Here is a 14,656-nt window from a genome sequence, read left to right on the forward strand (position 1 = left end):
TCTCCTAATCAAAAATAAAAAATTCAGTTTTTTAATGATTAAGTGAAAGAAGGTGGCCCTCGAATGATGTTATCGCGCTGCCTAGTAAAGGCTTTTGCATCAATCGTTTTTCCAGCCGAAAACCGGTATTTTTCCAAGCCGCTGGTGATGTCGACAAACGAAATGCCATCATCAATGTCGTCGTCAGATACTTCAAAAGCGGAGCTTTCCCATTCGCTAATGAGGGTTGAGAGCGTATTTGCACTGTTCGACTGCCCCGCAATATTTTGCACACTTCTTCCCTCTCCCAATACGGAGACGGATACTAGTGATGAAAATAACGCTGGCAGAATAACGGCCAACAAAACGTACGAAACGCGCAAAGCGTACAACCTCTACTGAATTAAACAACATTGAAGCAAAGCAGCCACTTTTGTTACTGCCTATTTAAACTATAAGAGTATTTAGCGCGTTTAATAGAGGTGTTTAGCGCATTTTATCGACCATTAAACGACGCGTCTTCGAAAACTAATCGTGTCGCGACTCAGGTTTGGTGGGTTGTTTGCTGTACATTCGTTCTAAAAACAAGAACGAACACTCCCATTAAATGTGATGTTTAGCCAACGTAATTAGAAATACACTAGATTCAATTGATGCATGAGGTGTTTTTTCAGCGGTCATTTAGCGGTTGAGATAACGCATTAACTGAAGGTCTAAACAACCTGATTGCAAGTAAGTAATAACGGAAGTGATATGAAATCAAGATGGTCCAGACCTATAGTTATTTTGCATTGGATATCTGCCATTGCCATTGTCGGCATGTTTGCTTCAGGGCTGTGGATGGTCGATCTCACATACTACAGCGACTGGTATAAGACGGCACCGCATTGGCACAAGAGTATTGGATTAATTTTGCTTGCCATCACTGTTATTCGCTTAGTCACGCGCGTTGTTACTTCACGGCCGCCGTCACATGGCACCCCGTTAGAAAAAAGGTTAAGTCGCATAGGTCATGGGCTTCTGTACACCTTGATTATCATGCTATTCGCGAGCGGCTATTTAATTTCAACGGCCGATGGAAGAAGCATCGACGTATTTAATTGGTTTTCTGTACCTGCAATGGGCGAGTTCTTTGAAAATCAAGAAGACATTGCAGGAGAGGCCCATTTTTATATTGCGTGGTCGGTGATTGTATTGGCGATCATTCACGCGCTGGCTGCACTGAAACACCACTTTATTAGTAACGATGACACACTGAAGCAGATGTTACGGCTTCGATGATATTGAGAAGAAAGGAGAAATGATGAAGAAGTTAACACTTGCCCTGGCCGCTGCGCTGTCTTTAAGCACCGCTAACGCCGCAGATTATGTGATTGATAGCAAAGGCGCCCACGCGTCTATCAACTTTAAAATTCAACACTTGGGCTACTCGTGGCTTACTGGTCGCTTCAACGATTTTAAAGGTACTTTTAGTTACGACGACGCAGCACCTAGTGCAGCAAAAATTATGGTGACTATCGATACCGACAGTATCGACTCAAACCACGCAGAGCGTGACAAGCACCTTAAGAGCGACGATTTCTTAAACGTTGACGACTTTCCAGAGGCGAAGTTTGTCAGTACAAAAATTGTCGATAAAGGCAACGGCATGATGGATGTAATGGGTGACTTCACGCTTCATGGTGTGACAAAGCCTATTACAATTGAAGCCAAAAAGATTGGCGAAGGCAAAGACCCATGGGGCGGCTATCGAGCAGGCTTTATGGGCACAACGACGATTGCACTTAAAGATTATGGCATCGACTATGATTTAGGCCCAGCGTCGCAAACGGTAGAATTAGAGCTTCACGTTGAAGGCGTGAAACAATAGCTATTTACATTTAGTCCCAGCGAACTAAATTTATGATTTAAGAAAGCCCCAAACATGGGGCTTTTTTTACATGTGGTTAGTGAAGCTTCAGCTTAGGGCTGATGGCCTGACTTAACTTCTTCACAAGGAGCTTTAGAGCACCTTTAATTTTTCCGTGTACTGCAAACTGGTGCATATTATACAAAGAAACGTAAACCAACTTAGCTAGACGCCCTTCAATGAACATACTGCTGTTTGACAGTGATCCCATTAAGCTTCCAACAGTGCTGTATTTACTTAAGTGAACCAAGGATCCATAGTCCTTGTAAGTAAAATCTTTCGTGTCTTTTTGATTAAATAACGACGTTATATTATGCGCAACAATATCCGCCATTTGGTGGGCAGACTGCGCTCGAGGCGGCACCCACTTCCCATTTTCCTGCTGGAAACCGCAGCAATCGCCTAACACCCAAATATTCTTATGAGATGAACTGCGAAGCTGCTTATCAACAAGAATTTGATTAGCTCTGTTCGTTTCAAAAAGCGCAAGCTTTGTTATGAAGTCCGGTGCTTTCACCCCCGCAGCCCACACCATTAAATCAGCGTCAATCCGACCACCGCCTTTTGTGATCAGCCCTTTCGCGTCGGCTTCTGCCACCATGGTTTGCTCTTTAATGTCTACGCCCAACTTATGCAGCGCTTTTCTTGCAGAGTTTGCTATACGCTCAGGTAGCGCAGGCAATATACGCTCTCCCGCTTCTACGATCGTAATCTTAAGACGAGAAGCTGACATGTCTGGCATTCCGTACGCCTTGGACAAATTCGCCACATGGTGAAGTTGAGCGGCTAGCTCAGTACCTGTTGCTCCTGCCCCGACAATAGCGACATCAATTCTGGCGTCTTTATCTTCTTGCTGATTGATGCGGATTAGCTGATTAAGAAGCGCTCTGTGAAAACGTTCAGCTTGCTTTAACGAGTCAAGAAAGTAGCAATGCTCAGCAACGCCAGGTGTGCCAAAGTCGTTACTCACGCTGCCAACCGCCAGCACTAACTGGTCATAATGAATCTCTCGTTCAGGCAAAACCTGAGTCCCTTCTTCATCGATTAAAGGCGACAAGGTTATGGTTTGCGCTTGCGCGTTAAGCGAGCACATTTCACCTAATTGAAAGCGGTAGTGGTGAGCTGCAGCGTGGATGGCGTAGTCCACACCGTCTGAATGCTTATCAATTACACCGGCGGCCACTTCATGTAATAGCGGCTTCCAGATATGGGTTCGACTGCGGTCGACGAGGGTAATTTCGGCTTGTTTCTTTCTCCCGAGGGTGCGGCTTAAGCGACTGGCTAATTCAAGACCACCAGCACCGCCACCAACAATTACTATTTTTTGCATGGGTATACCTATTAACAATCATTCCACGTATGCCGCCTGACCTTTCCAAGCGCTATACATGGCGTGACTGAGACCCATGCTGATGCCTACAGACTACGCCTGATGCCGCTGCGGTACAAGCAAATCACGGCAATAGTCTGTATTTTCAAGATTAATAATTATCTATTACGGCTGCTTATTTAAAGCTATAACGTGAACGATGCCGTTATCATGAAGTTTCGAGGCCGCCCAGGAAAATATCGAGGGCCTGTGAAGCTAGTAAAGTCTGCGCGTTCAGCGTAGTCCGTATCAAATACGTTGTTAACCCGCGCATACAATGTAACGTCTTCGTTCACGCTGTAGCGTACACGCGCATGTACCAAGTCATGCCCCTCGTACTCGTTGAGATTTTCAGCGTCGGTGAAATAGCTCGAAACATGCTGCCACTCTAGCTGCGTTTGTACCTTGCTCGACATCTCAAAGCTTAAACGAGCGTTAAACTGAAGCTTTGGCGCAGTATCAATATCATTACCTTTAATGTCTTGTTCACCTGAGAGCTGACTGTGCTCGTAGGTATGCTTTGCGTATGTACCAGCAAAATCTAAGCGCAGTACATCGCTTAACGGTTGGTCAAAAGTAAGCTCTACGCCTCTATGCCACGTTTCGCCGTTGCTTACGTTGAAAAAGTCGCTGTCGCGGTAAATCACATTATCTTTTTGTAGGCTGTAAAGGCTAAGCGTATAGCTGCCGTCAAATAATGTACCTGTAACGCCCATCTCGATATTATCGGCCGTTACCGAGTCAAGATCAGTAACAGTCTGTGCACGCTGCAAACGATACAGCTCTGTTGCCTGAGGCGCGCGATAGCCTCTTGCGATGCCGCCAAATAACTGGGTTTGAGGATTAAGTTGATAACGAAGTGAAAGCTTCGGACTAAAGTTATCAAAATCATTTTCGCTGTCTGCTGGCCTGGAATATCTACAGCCACCAAAACCGCACTGTGTGCCATCTTCGCGTACACGACCAACATTCATATTGTTGGTGTAGTCGTATTGCATAGACTCAAAACGCCCGCCGACAGAAATAACCCAACGCTCAGCTTGCCAATTAAAGGTAAAGAAAGGCGCAAATAGCGTGGCATCTACATCATAATCATAGTGCTTTCCTACAGGTATGGTTTCAACCAAAAAGGCAGACCCTTCTGTGGCGCTGTCTTGTGACTGGGTTAATTTACCTTCTGTGTATTCTACGTCTAATCCTATATCTGCACTTAGGCTGTCATTAATGACGTAATTGAACTGAGACAGCACACCAACGCCTTTTTGAGCATTCGTTTCAAGGGGTTTGCCAGGTAAAAAATGCATACGGAAACGCATGTCCTGGTTGCGTACGTAAGGTGTAATCGACAGTGCATGACCTCCGCTAAAGCTAGTATCGAACTTGCTCCATAGCCTAAAACTTTCTGCTTTTCGAAACGCTTCGGGGTTTGGGTTGCTTTTGGCTATTTGTGTATTTTTGTAGCTTTCAAACCCTTCGATGTAGCCGGCAGTTTCTTGGTCTAAATGGGTATAGGTAAGGCCGCTCGTGATAACCGTGCTGTCCCACTCTAGCCTGTGGCGAAGCGAGACTTTCTCTTGGTCAACGCCCTCTTCATTTCGATATCCTGTATCTCTGGTAACACTGGCGGCGATACCCACGCCGCTGCGACCAAAGTCTTTCCCTTCTTTAAGCTTTACGCGATGAAACCCATAAGACCCGTAATCAACGCTAAGCTCTCCGTCGCCTTGGGTTGTGTCAGGGGTAATCACATTAATCACACCATGTATCGCATTAGAGCCATAAAGCGCTGACGCAGGGCCTTTTATCACGTCAATACGCTGTGCAATTTCACCGTGTGCTTCAAACAGCTCGTTAATATTGCAAAAACCTGCTGCGCGCAACGCAATACCATCTTCTGCTGCTAAAATTCCGCCGCACGCTCCAGCGCCGGTTAACACTGGCGAACGAAGGGCAGGTAAATACTCTTGCCCATTGCCCCGCTGTACGCCAGCACCCGCAATGTAATTCAGCGACTCTTGGATATGTTGAAATGAAAGCAGCGAAAGCGTTTCTTCTGAAATAGACGACACTGCATAACCGGAAGCATTCATATTTCCCTGTAAACGAGAAGACGTGGTTTCAATTCTTTCTATTTCATTGGTTTGTTGAGCGATGGCTGAATGCGATAGCAGAGACACAGCTAGCAACAACAGAGGAAAGCTTGGGGCAAAGCGCATTATCTATCCTTATGATGACAAAATGTTTTTTTAGCAACTGATGCTAGTGTATCGTTAATTTAGGCAAGAATGGGTTAAAACTCGCTAAACTGTTGCGGCATTTTGACAATTACGTCATATCTCTGAGTTAAGCGTTGGCGTAGACTTTGCAGTTCGCAGACTTTACTGTCACAACACAAGTCTTAGTTTTATACACTATTTCTAATTTACGTGTATCTAACGCATATAGACTGGCAGTACGTTAGTAGATTGCAGCAATGGGTTAATCACTCTTTGCCTGAAGTAAGAACACCAAACTTTGTTCGCTGGAGGAACCATTGGACACACTTATTCCTAGTCTTTCACAGCTTATCGAATTCGCTGTTGCCCCCGTATTTTTACTTACCGGTATTGCGGGCTTCCTCAATGTTATGTCATCTCGGCTGGGCCGAATATCCGACAGGGTGAGGGTGGCAGAAAGACAGATTCATACTCTATCAGACCCGCATATTGTCGATCGCTCAAAGAAAGAAATTAAGGTGCTATGGCGCAGGGTAAAAGTGATTAACTGGGCGATTGGGCTATGTGTCGCCGCTGGACTGATGGTGTGTACCGTCATTATGGCGCTGTTTTCTGGGTCGCTATGGGTTGTCGATTTAAAAACACCAGTCATCGTATTGTTCATACTGGCTATGATGTTTCTAATCAGTGCGCTCATTGTTTTTCTGGTTGAAGTAAAACTTGCGACAAATACCATAAATATGGTCAGAACCATCCGCTAGCCACGTATCGACAACAGCTTGCTCGCTGGCGTTCAATTGTTCCCATCAGCGACACACCAAAAAGGCGGATAGCGCGTAATGTTTACCTTCTCTATCCGCCTACTTATTTTTAGGCTGTCGCGATTGGCTTAGTTTTGAAGCTAACATTCATTTGCAAAGAAGCAACGTTGCCTCAATGTTTGCCATACTATCGACTACTCGTCCTCAGCGAGTGTATCTAATACAGAAAACAGAACGTTAGCGCCAATTCGCGACACTTCTTGGTCGTACTTGTTCTCTACGTTAACGCCTTCTTGACCGCCAGCCAAATCACTAATAGCTCGAACAATAATCCAGTCAACGTCGTTAACGGTACATACTTGACCTATTGCGGCTGACTCCATCTCAGTTACTTCGGCATTGAACACGTCTCTTGTCCACTTTCGATACTCGCGGTTATCCATAAAGACAGACCCGGTAATACCATTTCCGCCTACAAAGAGCTCGGCATCCCGCTCTCCAAGCACGCGCTGCGTTGGCATAGTGCTCATAGCTTGTTTCGCCGCAGTTAAAAGACGCGGTGTCGCGCTGAAATAGGCGGTGTCTTGTGGTTTATCCATCCCCTCTTTCACAATAAGCACTTCGTCAGGATGAATGAAATGAAAGGGCTTATATTTTGGTGTGTGAGGATCTTTAGCGCGGCGTTCATCTTGCTCTTCAATGAACTTTGCATAATATTCAGGCAGTATGTATTCCCCCGGAGCATTCGGATCTTCATTGGTGTACACACTCTCATCATGGTAGTACCAACGCGCCGGAACAATGACGTCACCCGGTTGCCATTTTGGGTTAACCGCTCCTGCAATCCCCATGTAAACCACTTGCTTAACCGGAAAGTAATCCAACGCCATCTGCATAGTCATAGCAGCGTTTGCAATGCTCATTCCCGTCGCGAATATCAATATTGGCTCGTCGTGATAGGTACCTATGCGATACGTAACGCCTTTGATGGTTGTGGTTGTGTGAATGGATGCATTGGGATCTTGCTCAATACGGTTAAGGATACCCTGCATTTCGGGTGCGTAGGCTACGGTAACAGCAGTAAACGCAGGCTGTGAGAACGCGGCGGGCCCGTATGAAGCGCCAACGGACGTTTTAGTAGAAGTACAACCGCCCATCCACGAGGTGGAGAGCAGAACAATAATCATCAAAGTAAACTGTTTCATTCGCGATTCTCAGCTGCATAGTTAGTGAATAATTAAACTAGCACTTTAATCGGGCAAAGAAACGCTGGATTTCAATAATTTACCATTTAAAAACATAAAGAAAACATCTTTAAAACAAGGTGATCCCTAAAATTACTTTTAGCTACAAATGCGAAGAGAATGCATAACTTTCCATTGTAAGCATTGCGTAAAGACGTGCTTCAAAAGCGTTCATCAACGTTAAAATACGGTAGAATTCGACTATTTCCGTCGTTAATTTGCTACAAATGAAGAGTCAAAATACTGCGGCCAATAAAAAGGATTAACTAAGCGCCATGAATACTAAATTACTTCGCTCTCTTCAGGTTTTTGTTGCAGTAACAGATAGCGGTAGCATGAGTGTAGCTGCGAGAGAGCTGCACATGACTGTCTCTGCTATTAGTCAGCAGTTAAGAAAGCTAGAACACGATATCGGCCTTAGCCTTTTTAATCGAAATACCCGAAGCTTGAGCCTAACGGAAGCAGGGCGCATCTATTACGAAACCAGTAAGCAAATGCTGCAAACCGCAGAACTTGCCCAGCAAAAAATTGAAAGTCTGCAGGATGACCCCACAGGTAAAATAAACATCATCGCGCCGGAGGGTTTTGGCGGAGGACTGTTAAGCGAGCCACTGAAAAAGCTTTGTGAAGAATTTCCTAAAATAACTATTTCTTTAACCGTAACTGACGAGCCTAAAGACATTATCGCTTCCAGTGCCGATCTTGTTCTTTGCTTCGCCCCAGTCTCAGATACAAATTTCAGCAGTTTGGTACTCGCTACCTGGAAGCGCATCTTATGTGTCTCTGCAGAACATCCACTTGCAAACGAAACTCTGACTTCGCCTGAAGCGCTTAACGCGCATACATACATTGCTCACAGACATATTGAAGAATACGTCATGAAGCACGAAAGCGAAGGCGAGTATGAATTAGATACACAACGCATTGATGTCAACTCAATGCAGACATTGATTAAACTTACCCAAGATAGTGTTGGCTATGCGGTTCTTCCCGAACCAGAAGTGAGACATCTATTAAAGTCTGGTGAAATGAAGCAGCTCTTCACTGACTGGGAGTTACCAGATTATACGGTTTATGCGGTTACACCGAAACGGGAGCTAATGCCGGCTAAAATCGGCGCAGCAATTACATGCCTGCAAGATTTATTTGCGCAAATTTAGTCGTTAAACAGCGCACAAGAACCCCATCGCACATAAAAATGCGAAGTTATACCAATGTGCATAGGTCATTACCAAAAAGGCAGCGTAAATACGCTGCCTTTCTTATTTAACTTGGCTTCTTTGAAATTAGAAGCGAGTGTTCATTTGAACACTTAGAATGTGCGCAGTAGCTGACTGTGTGCCTGAGAAGTTAGTGGTAAAGTCAGTACCAGGAAGAACATTGCTTAGAATCGTTCTATCTTTGTCGATATTCGCTTCACGGCCATCTATGAATACGTAAGCCACGTCTATTGATGTATCTTCGCTAACCGTGTAAGTCATACCACCAGAGAACCAATGACGGTCTGTATCTGGGATACTTAGTGAGCGGTTTTCTACCGATACCACACCGTCATCATAAGCATAGCCAGCACGAAGGGTAATTTCATCGTTTAGGATGTAAGTTACACCAAGCGCTGCACGCCATGAGTCGTCGAAATTCTCTTCTTTAATTAGGAAATCGATGCCGTCTTCTAGGTTAGCTTCAAGCTTCTCAAACGTACTCCAGTCAGTGAAAGTAACACTTGCTTGTACAGACCACTGATTGTCAATTTTTTGATCAATCGCTAGCTCTGTAATCGCAGCAAGGTTCAAATCTAGACTACCAGGCTGGTTTAAGTTGATAGGAAACACTGGCGTCTCTGAAGATACCGCGCCTTCTAGTTCTAGTTTCGTTTCTGCACGGTATGAAAGCGCAACATTAGTCATATCCGTTGGTTGCCAGAAAATACCGGCGTTCCAACCATAGCCCCAATCGTCACCTTCCATGCTAAACAGTGAATTGCCAGGAGTAAGCGTAGGTAATGTAATACCTAACGCTTCTGCTGTTGGCGCTAGGCCTGCAACAGTGCCCGCTAGCGTGTTTGATACGCCAGAACCAATTTCAGCTTCAGCGTAAGTGATGTTTAAACCAAAACCTACCATAAGCTGCTTATTCACTTTATAAGATACAGCAGGGTTTAGGGTTACCGTTTTTACTTCAGCTGTGTCAGCAAAATGCAGCGCACCGAAATCATCAGAGTAATCTGAACGAAGACCGTAGGTTGTGAATACACCTACACCAGCAGATAGCTTTTCATTAATTGGGCTTACATAAAAGAATCCTGGAACAAAAGCAGTATCTGCAATGTTGTCTTCTGCTGCTGGCATAGGTTGGCCAACTGGGGCTTCGCCTAACGCATAGCTAACATCACCATCGATATCTACGTTCGGATCGATAAAGCTTACTGATGCACTGAACTCAGCTTCTTTAAATACACCAATCGCTGCAGGGTTAGTTGCTAAAATGGAGGCATTCTCTGGCTTAGCCGCTTGACCAGCCATGGCACGGCCTAGACCGTTTGCACTGTGTTCATTAACTTGGAAACCAGCTGCCAGCGCAGAAGAAGAGGCTAAGGTAGCAAGCGCTAAGCAAACTGAGGCACGTAAAGAAAACTGTTGCTTCATAAGATACTCATTGTAAAAGGGGAAAATTGCATCGGGCATTCTACGGATCTGAGTACTTTTGTTCAATGCAAGTAAACGCCATTTACGCACTTTTATCGCATTTTTTACAATTATAGCTACAACTTCGACGCATTTATAAACAACTTTGATAAAACGACGTTAACAAAAGATCTCAATCTTGTTAACGCCATTTTAATTAACTATCACTAACACCTATTGGAAATGCAAAAAGGTTTCACTCAAATTTATAAACAAGCTGTGTTATAGGTTGTGTTTATGTCTATAACCCCCACCCTATTTTAAACAGCGCAGATGTAACCGTGTTTAGCGATGCGCTTTTACATTCGATAAGACGTCGACCATTTGTGCTTGTAACAGGAGGACACCATGTCAACATACAAAGCAATTACACTCGTTAATCGCCCCCATGACAGAAAAATTGGGCCACATTTATTTGAAAGCAAAGAGCTCGAAATTCCCACGCCTAAAGACGGTCAAATTTTGATAAAGCAAACTCACATGTCTTTAGACCCTGCGATGTTAGGTTGGATGAGTGAAGACAGAGAGAGTTATATTCCACCTGTGGAGCTTGGCGATGTAATGCGCTCAAGCGGTGTGGGCGAAGTGGTTGAGTCTAACAACCCTAATTTTTCGGTAGGCGACAAAGTTATGGGAATGACTGGCTGGAGTGAATATGTGCTCAGTGACGGTTCTGGTTTTAACAAACTTCAGCCTGGCATTACTGAGGAAATGGCCCTTTGTGTTTTTGCACTACCAGGCCTAACGGCCACAACAGGTTTATATAATTTTGGCCAGCCCAAAGAAGGTGAGACACTTATTGTTACGGGTGCAGCAGGTTCTGTAGGCTCAATTGTAGGTCAGCTTGCTAAAGCAGACGGGCTGCGTGTAATTGGCGTAGTAGGAAGCGAAGACAAAGCCGATTGGATTGTTAACGAGCTTGGGTTTGATGGCGCTATAAACTACAAAACCGACAATTTAGAAGAAAAGTTAGCCGAACTAACACCAAATAAAATAGACGTCTTCTTTGAAAATACGGGCGGTCCTATTCAGCAGCACATTTTTAACAGAATGAATGCCCATGGCCGAATTGTGGTATGTGGAATGATTGCCGATTACCAGTCTGAAAAGCCGTCACCGGGCCCGAACTGGATCCCGCTGATTAAAAAGCGAATTAACATTCGCGGTTTTGCTATGCCTGATCACTGGGGTGAAATCCCACAACTACTGCAAAAGCTTTCGCCTTATGTTCAACAAGGTAAAATCAAGTACCGTGCACACACTGTGGAAGGCTTAGAGAACGCCGAGAAAGGCCTAAATATGTTATTTGAAGGCAAGAACACCGGCAAGATGATTGTGAAGCTGTAAGCCAATCGTGAAAAAAAAGCGCAGTGTTAGGCTAAGCACTGCGCCTGATTTAATACAAACTGGGCTTTGCCTTTTTCTTTTGCTTCGTAAAGTGCTTTATCTGCTTCGTCAATAAGGCAATCGATTGACATGTTCTCGGCCGACTTGGCAAACACCACACCAATGGAACAACTCATTAAAGGATGCTTTGCATCTTGAGCATGTTCTAATGCGACTTCTGTCCACTTATTCAAGAGTGCATCACAGTGCTTCTCAACTTGTTCTTTCTGAATGTCGCTCAATACAACAATAAACTCTTCGCCACCGTACCGACCTAATATGTCTGTCTCTCGCTTAAAGACCTGCTTCATAATGCGGGCTTGTATTTTTATGGCTTCATCACCCTGCTGATGACCAAAACAGTCGTTATATTTTTTAAAATCATCTAAGTCGAGCATCATCACAGCCATCGACACTTTATGACGCTTACTCAACGCCAACAGTTTTTCACTCTGCTCTCGTAACGCACGCCGATTCAATAAATCAGATAAGGGGTCAAATTTGCTAAGTTTAAGTAGCCTGTCATTGGTTTCTTTTAACATGCGTACGCTGCGATCTAACCGATAACGGGCATAGACACAAATAAACAAAGACCCAGATACAAATGCCATTGAAATTGGAACTCTGTCACCATAAACCGGCGCAACCCACATTAACCCCAAAAAACCCAGAATGTTGATGACGTTGGCTGCTAGCGCTAATTTAAAGGCAATACCCAGCGCAAACACACAGAAGAAAGCATATAAAATTGTGCCCTCGTAGGGGAAAATGAAGCTGTGCTCTTCCCAGCAAACCCATATTAACCAGTAGTTGCTGTAAGAAAGCGCAATAAGTAACCCTGCGAAAATGTAGGCTCGATGCTGAATGAACCTGCGCCAGAAGGAGAGTACAACAACGACGAGTATAATAGGGAATTGAAGAAGTAAGCGATCGAATATGTACAGCTCGTACATGCTGCTTGGTAGTAGCATCAAGTCAGCAGCCATAAAGGCAAGCACAAGTACAGCACCAATGATCAGCGCAATTCTCAGCCGAAGTAGCTCGCGGGGTTTATTGATTTGCACACGCCACCTTAAGCAATAAGTTACTGTTAAAGCATTTATATATTAGCCCATGGTGAAATCACCCACGGGCTCTTACAACTTCAAATTACTGAGGCTGCATCACTTTAACTATTATCAGTGACTTCCTGATTAAGCGCCAGTTTTGACAAACTTTCTTGCAGTGCCTCAACGGTGACAGGTTTGGTAACGATGTCGTCCATCCCCGCTTCCTTAAATGACACGTGACGCTCTTTGAATGCTTCGGCGGTAAGCCCTATAACTGGGATTTTGCTAAGCTCTCCATCAAGCTTTCGAATGCGTTTTGTCGCTTCAATGCCGTCCATCACTGGCATGTGCACATCCATGAAAACAACATCAATACCGCCCTCTTCTACTCGTGCAGCGGCTTTCAGTCCATTATCAACGTGCTCAACATCACATTTCAGCTGCTCTAAGAGTGCCTGTGCTACCACAGCATTAATGGCATTATCTTCAGCCAACAGAACTTTAATACCTTCTGGTAAGCTAGCGCGCTCTGCTTGTCGCGCGGAATCCGAATCGGCCGACGACTCCACCACGCGACGACTCTGCACCTTGGCGGTAACGGTGAAACATGAACCTTCGCCTACTTTGCTCACCACCTTAATATCACCACCTAATATTTGTGCAAGCTGCTTTGCAATAGCAAGACCTAGCCCAGTGCCACCGTATTTACGCGTAATTGATGAATCGGACTGCGTAAACTTATCAAAAATATGCTCGAGTCTGTCTGGCTCAATACCAATACCGGTATCTTTAACCGCAATTACCAAATGGTTCTCGCTCACGGTATCCTGTGAAGGCTGTTTGAGTTTGGCGGAAATAGTCACCGTGCCCTTATGAGTAAACTTAATTGCGTTACTCACCAAGTTAATGATTATCTGGCGTAACTTCGTAATATCACTGGTTACTGCCACCGATTCCATGTTCTTACTTTTGTAAACCAAACGCGTACTATTGGCGCTAGCATTGGTACCCAGTAGCGTAATAAGGTCATTCAGCATTGCGTCAAGATCGAACTCTGTAACGTCAACTTCTGACATACCTGATTCAATTTTTGAGAGATCCAGAACATCGTTGATAACGGTCGCTAGAATAGACGCCGATGATTTCAAATCGCTGGCATACTGATGCTGTTTATCCGACAGTTGCGTATCAAGAAGTAGCGTTGCTAATCCCTGAATACCGTTCAGTGGGGTGCGAATTTCATGACTCATTACTGCAAGAAAATCCGTTTTTGCGCGGTTTGCTTGCTGAGCTTGAGCAACGTATTGCTCTATTTCACCAGACATTGCCTCAACGTCTCGCGCTAAACTACCTAACTCGTCGTTTTGCTGTAAGTCTATACTGACCTTCTTATGGTCAAGGGCAATGCGACTTGCTGCTGATTTTATTTTTTCGATAGGAGAAACAACAAACACCTGTGTGACTCTTCCCATAAGCAAACTGACAATAACGACAGCAAATAGCGTCACTAATGACGTTAGCCACGCAATAGTAGATAGGAAAGATTGCAGTGCGTCAGCAGGCTGTAATACGGTAACTTTCCAATTCCATGGCGCAAATTCCGCACACGCAAATAACACGTCAGCATCGTTAATATTCGACTCACCAAAGGCGACCTTACGACTGGCAATGGTTGCGATTGTCGCATCTTCGACATTAGGAACCACAGTGTGCTCCATCGTACTAAACACCACAGTATCGGCACTCTTGTCACTGATCGCAAAGTGGCGGTCGGTGGCTTGCTGCAACGACTTTAGCTCTTCAAACACTTCCTTTTGATAGGCCTCGCGAAACACAGGCACATTCTCTAGGCCCGACTCAATAAGCAGTTCACGTCTTTCGTCAATGATCTCTAAAACGTTTAATGTAAGCGTCTGAGTGAGGAGCTGATATTCTCTTTCGCGTACTGAATCGTACGCCGTCAAATAAGCCCAATACCCAGTAAGTGCCATACCAATTAATAAAATTGGAATGTAGATAACCAGCAGTTTCGATTTAATCCGCATACTTACTTCTAATT

General features: G+C 44.6%; 12 protein-coding genes. 5 read left to right on the top strand and 7 right to left on the bottom strand.

The genetic code is table 11. The annotated features are described in order from the left end of the window. Positions 1 to 38: 38 nt before the first annotated feature. Entirely contained in the window at positions 39 to 272 is a 234-nt protein-coding gene (locus F0261_RS03560; protein ID WP_014977718.1) for a hypothetical protein, read from the bottom strand. Positions 273 to 732: 460 nt separating this feature from the next. Between F0261_RS03560 and F0261_RS03565 the strand changes: the two genes are divergently transcribed. Both F0261_RS03565 and F0261_RS03570 read left to right on the top strand, forming a co-directional pair. After that, positions 733 to 1,260: a cytochrome b gene (locus F0261_RS03565; RefSeq protein ID WP_171337234.1), complete on the top strand. Its 528-nt coding sequence runs from the start codon at positions 733 to 735 to the stop codon at positions 1,258 to 1,260. A 22-nt stretch (positions 1,261 to 1,282) separates the two neighbouring features. Beyond that, positions 1,283 to 1,849: a YceI family protein gene (locus tag F0261_RS03570; protein WP_014951192.1), complete on the top strand. Its 567-nt coding sequence runs from the start codon at positions 1,283 to 1,285 to the stop codon at positions 1,847 to 1,849. 76 nt (positions 1,850 to 1,925) lie between these two features. On the opposite strand, the gene F0261_RS03575 is transcribed toward F0261_RS03570, so the two are convergent. Beyond that, positions 1,926 to 3,218 (bottom strand): NAD(P)/FAD-dependent oxidoreductase, encoded by a 1,293-nt coding sequence (locus tag F0261_RS03575; RefSeq protein ID WP_171337235.1) that lies wholly within the window; start codon positions 3,216 to 3,218, stop codon positions 1,926 to 1,928. Positions 3,219 to 3,403: 185 nt separating this feature from the next. Next, on the bottom strand, positions 3,404 to 5,473 hold the full coding sequence (locus F0261_RS03580) for a TonB-dependent receptor (protein ID WP_171337236.1): 2,070 nt from the start codon (positions 5,471 to 5,473) through the stop codon (positions 3,404 to 3,406). Between the two features lie 317 nt (positions 5,474 to 5,790). Here F0261_RS03580 and F0261_RS03585 point away from each other — a divergent pair, with 317 nt between their 5' ends. Continuing rightward, the gene (locus F0261_RS03585; RefSeq protein ID WP_014951195.1) at positions 5,791 to 6,234 is read left to right on the top strand and encodes a DUF2721 domain-containing protein; all 444 of its coding nucleotides are present in this window, start codon (positions 5,791 to 5,793) and stop codon (positions 6,232 to 6,234) included. A 194-nt stretch (positions 6,235 to 6,428) separates the two neighbouring features. On the opposite strand, the gene F0261_RS03590 is transcribed toward F0261_RS03585, so the two are convergent. Next, positions 6,429 to 7,439, bottom strand: coding sequence for a 5'-methylthioadenosine/S-adenosylhomocysteine nucleosidase (locus F0261_RS03590; RefSeq protein WP_156078986.1), 1,011 nt, complete (start codon positions 7,437 to 7,439; stop codon positions 6,429 to 6,431). Between the two features lie 314 nt (positions 7,440 to 7,753). On the opposite strand from F0261_RS03590, the gene F0261_RS03595 reads away from it, so the two are divergent. After that, on the top strand, positions 7,754 to 8,638 hold the full coding sequence (locus F0261_RS03595; protein WP_156078987.1) for a LysR family transcriptional regulator: 885 nt from the start codon (positions 7,754 to 7,756) through the stop codon (positions 8,636 to 8,638). 126 nt (positions 8,639 to 8,764) lie between these two features. Here F0261_RS03595 and F0261_RS03600 read toward each other — a convergent pair whose 3' ends face one another. Beyond that, positions 8,765 to 10,123 carry an OmpP1/FadL family transporter gene (locus tag F0261_RS03600; RefSeq protein ID WP_014951198.1) on the bottom strand — a complete coding sequence of 453 codons (1,359 nt, stop codon included), beginning with the start codon at positions 10,121 to 10,123 and terminating at the stop codon, positions 8,765 to 8,767. A 387-nt stretch (positions 10,124 to 10,510) separates the two neighbouring features. Here F0261_RS03600 and F0261_RS03605 point away from each other — a divergent pair, with 387 nt between their 5' ends. Next, entirely contained in the window at positions 10,511 to 11,509 is a 999-nt protein-coding gene (locus F0261_RS03605; RefSeq protein WP_061096130.1) for an NADP-dependent oxidoreductase, read from the top strand. 26 nt (positions 11,510 to 11,535) lie between these two features. Here the strand turns inward: F0261_RS03605 and F0261_RS03610 are convergent, their stop codons facing one another. Together F0261_RS03610 and F0261_RS03615 are read right to left on the bottom strand one after the other, a co-directional pair. Further along, positions 11,536 to 12,612 carry a diguanylate cyclase gene (locus F0261_RS03610; RefSeq protein WP_156078988.1) on the bottom strand — a complete coding sequence of 359 codons (1,077 nt, stop codon included), beginning with the start codon at positions 12,610 to 12,612 and terminating at the stop codon, positions 11,536 to 11,538. A 104-nt stretch (positions 12,613 to 12,716) separates the two neighbouring features. After that, complete coding sequence (locus tag F0261_RS03615) at positions 12,717 to 14,642, bottom strand: ATP-binding protein (RefSeq protein WP_061486774.1); 1,926 nt, start codon at positions 14,640 to 14,642, stop codon at positions 12,717 to 12,719. Between the last annotated feature and the right edge of the window lie 14 nt (positions 14,643 to 14,656).

Source organism: Alteromonas sp. 07-89-2 (genome assembly GCF_013113925.1).
Lineage (GTDB): Bacteria > Pseudomonadota > Gammaproteobacteria > Enterobacterales > Alteromonadaceae > Alteromonas > Alteromonas macleodii.

Excerpts from the sequence above, each read along its gene's own strand:
- F0261_RS03565 (WP_171337234.1), top strand. The coding sequence starts at position 733 with ATGAAATCAAGATGGTCCAGACCTATAGTTATTTTGCATTGGATATCT.
- F0261_RS03615 (WP_061486774.1), bottom strand. The coding sequence starts at position 14,642 with ATGCGGATTAAATCGAAACTGCTGGTTATCTACATTCCAATTTTATTA.
- F0261_RS03595 (WP_156078987.1), top strand. The coding sequence starts at position 7,754 with ATGAATACTAAATTACTTCGCTCTCTTCAGGTTTTTGTTGCAGTAACA.
- F0261_RS03575 (WP_171337235.1), bottom strand. The coding sequence starts at position 3,218 with ATGCAAAAAATAGTAATTGTTGGTGGCGGTGCTGGTGGTCTTGAATTA.
- F0261_RS03590 (WP_156078986.1), bottom strand. The coding sequence starts at position 7,439 with ATGAAACAGTTTACTTTGATGATTATTGTTCTGCTCTCCACCTCGTGG.
- F0261_RS03605 (WP_061096130.1), top strand. The coding sequence starts at position 10,511 with ATGTCAACATACAAAGCAATTACACTCGTTAATCGCCCCCATGACAGA.
- F0261_RS03580 (WP_171337236.1), bottom strand. The coding sequence starts at position 5,473 with ATGCGCTTTGCCCCAAGCTTTCCTCTGTTGTTGCTAGCTGTGTCTCTG.
- F0261_RS03600 (WP_014951198.1), bottom strand. The coding sequence starts at position 10,123 with ATGAAGCAACAGTTTTCTTTACGTGCCTCAGTTTGCTTAGCGCTTGCT.
- F0261_RS03570 (WP_014951192.1), top strand. The coding sequence starts at position 1,283 with ATGAAGAAGTTAACACTTGCCCTGGCCGCTGCGCTGTCTTTAAGCACC.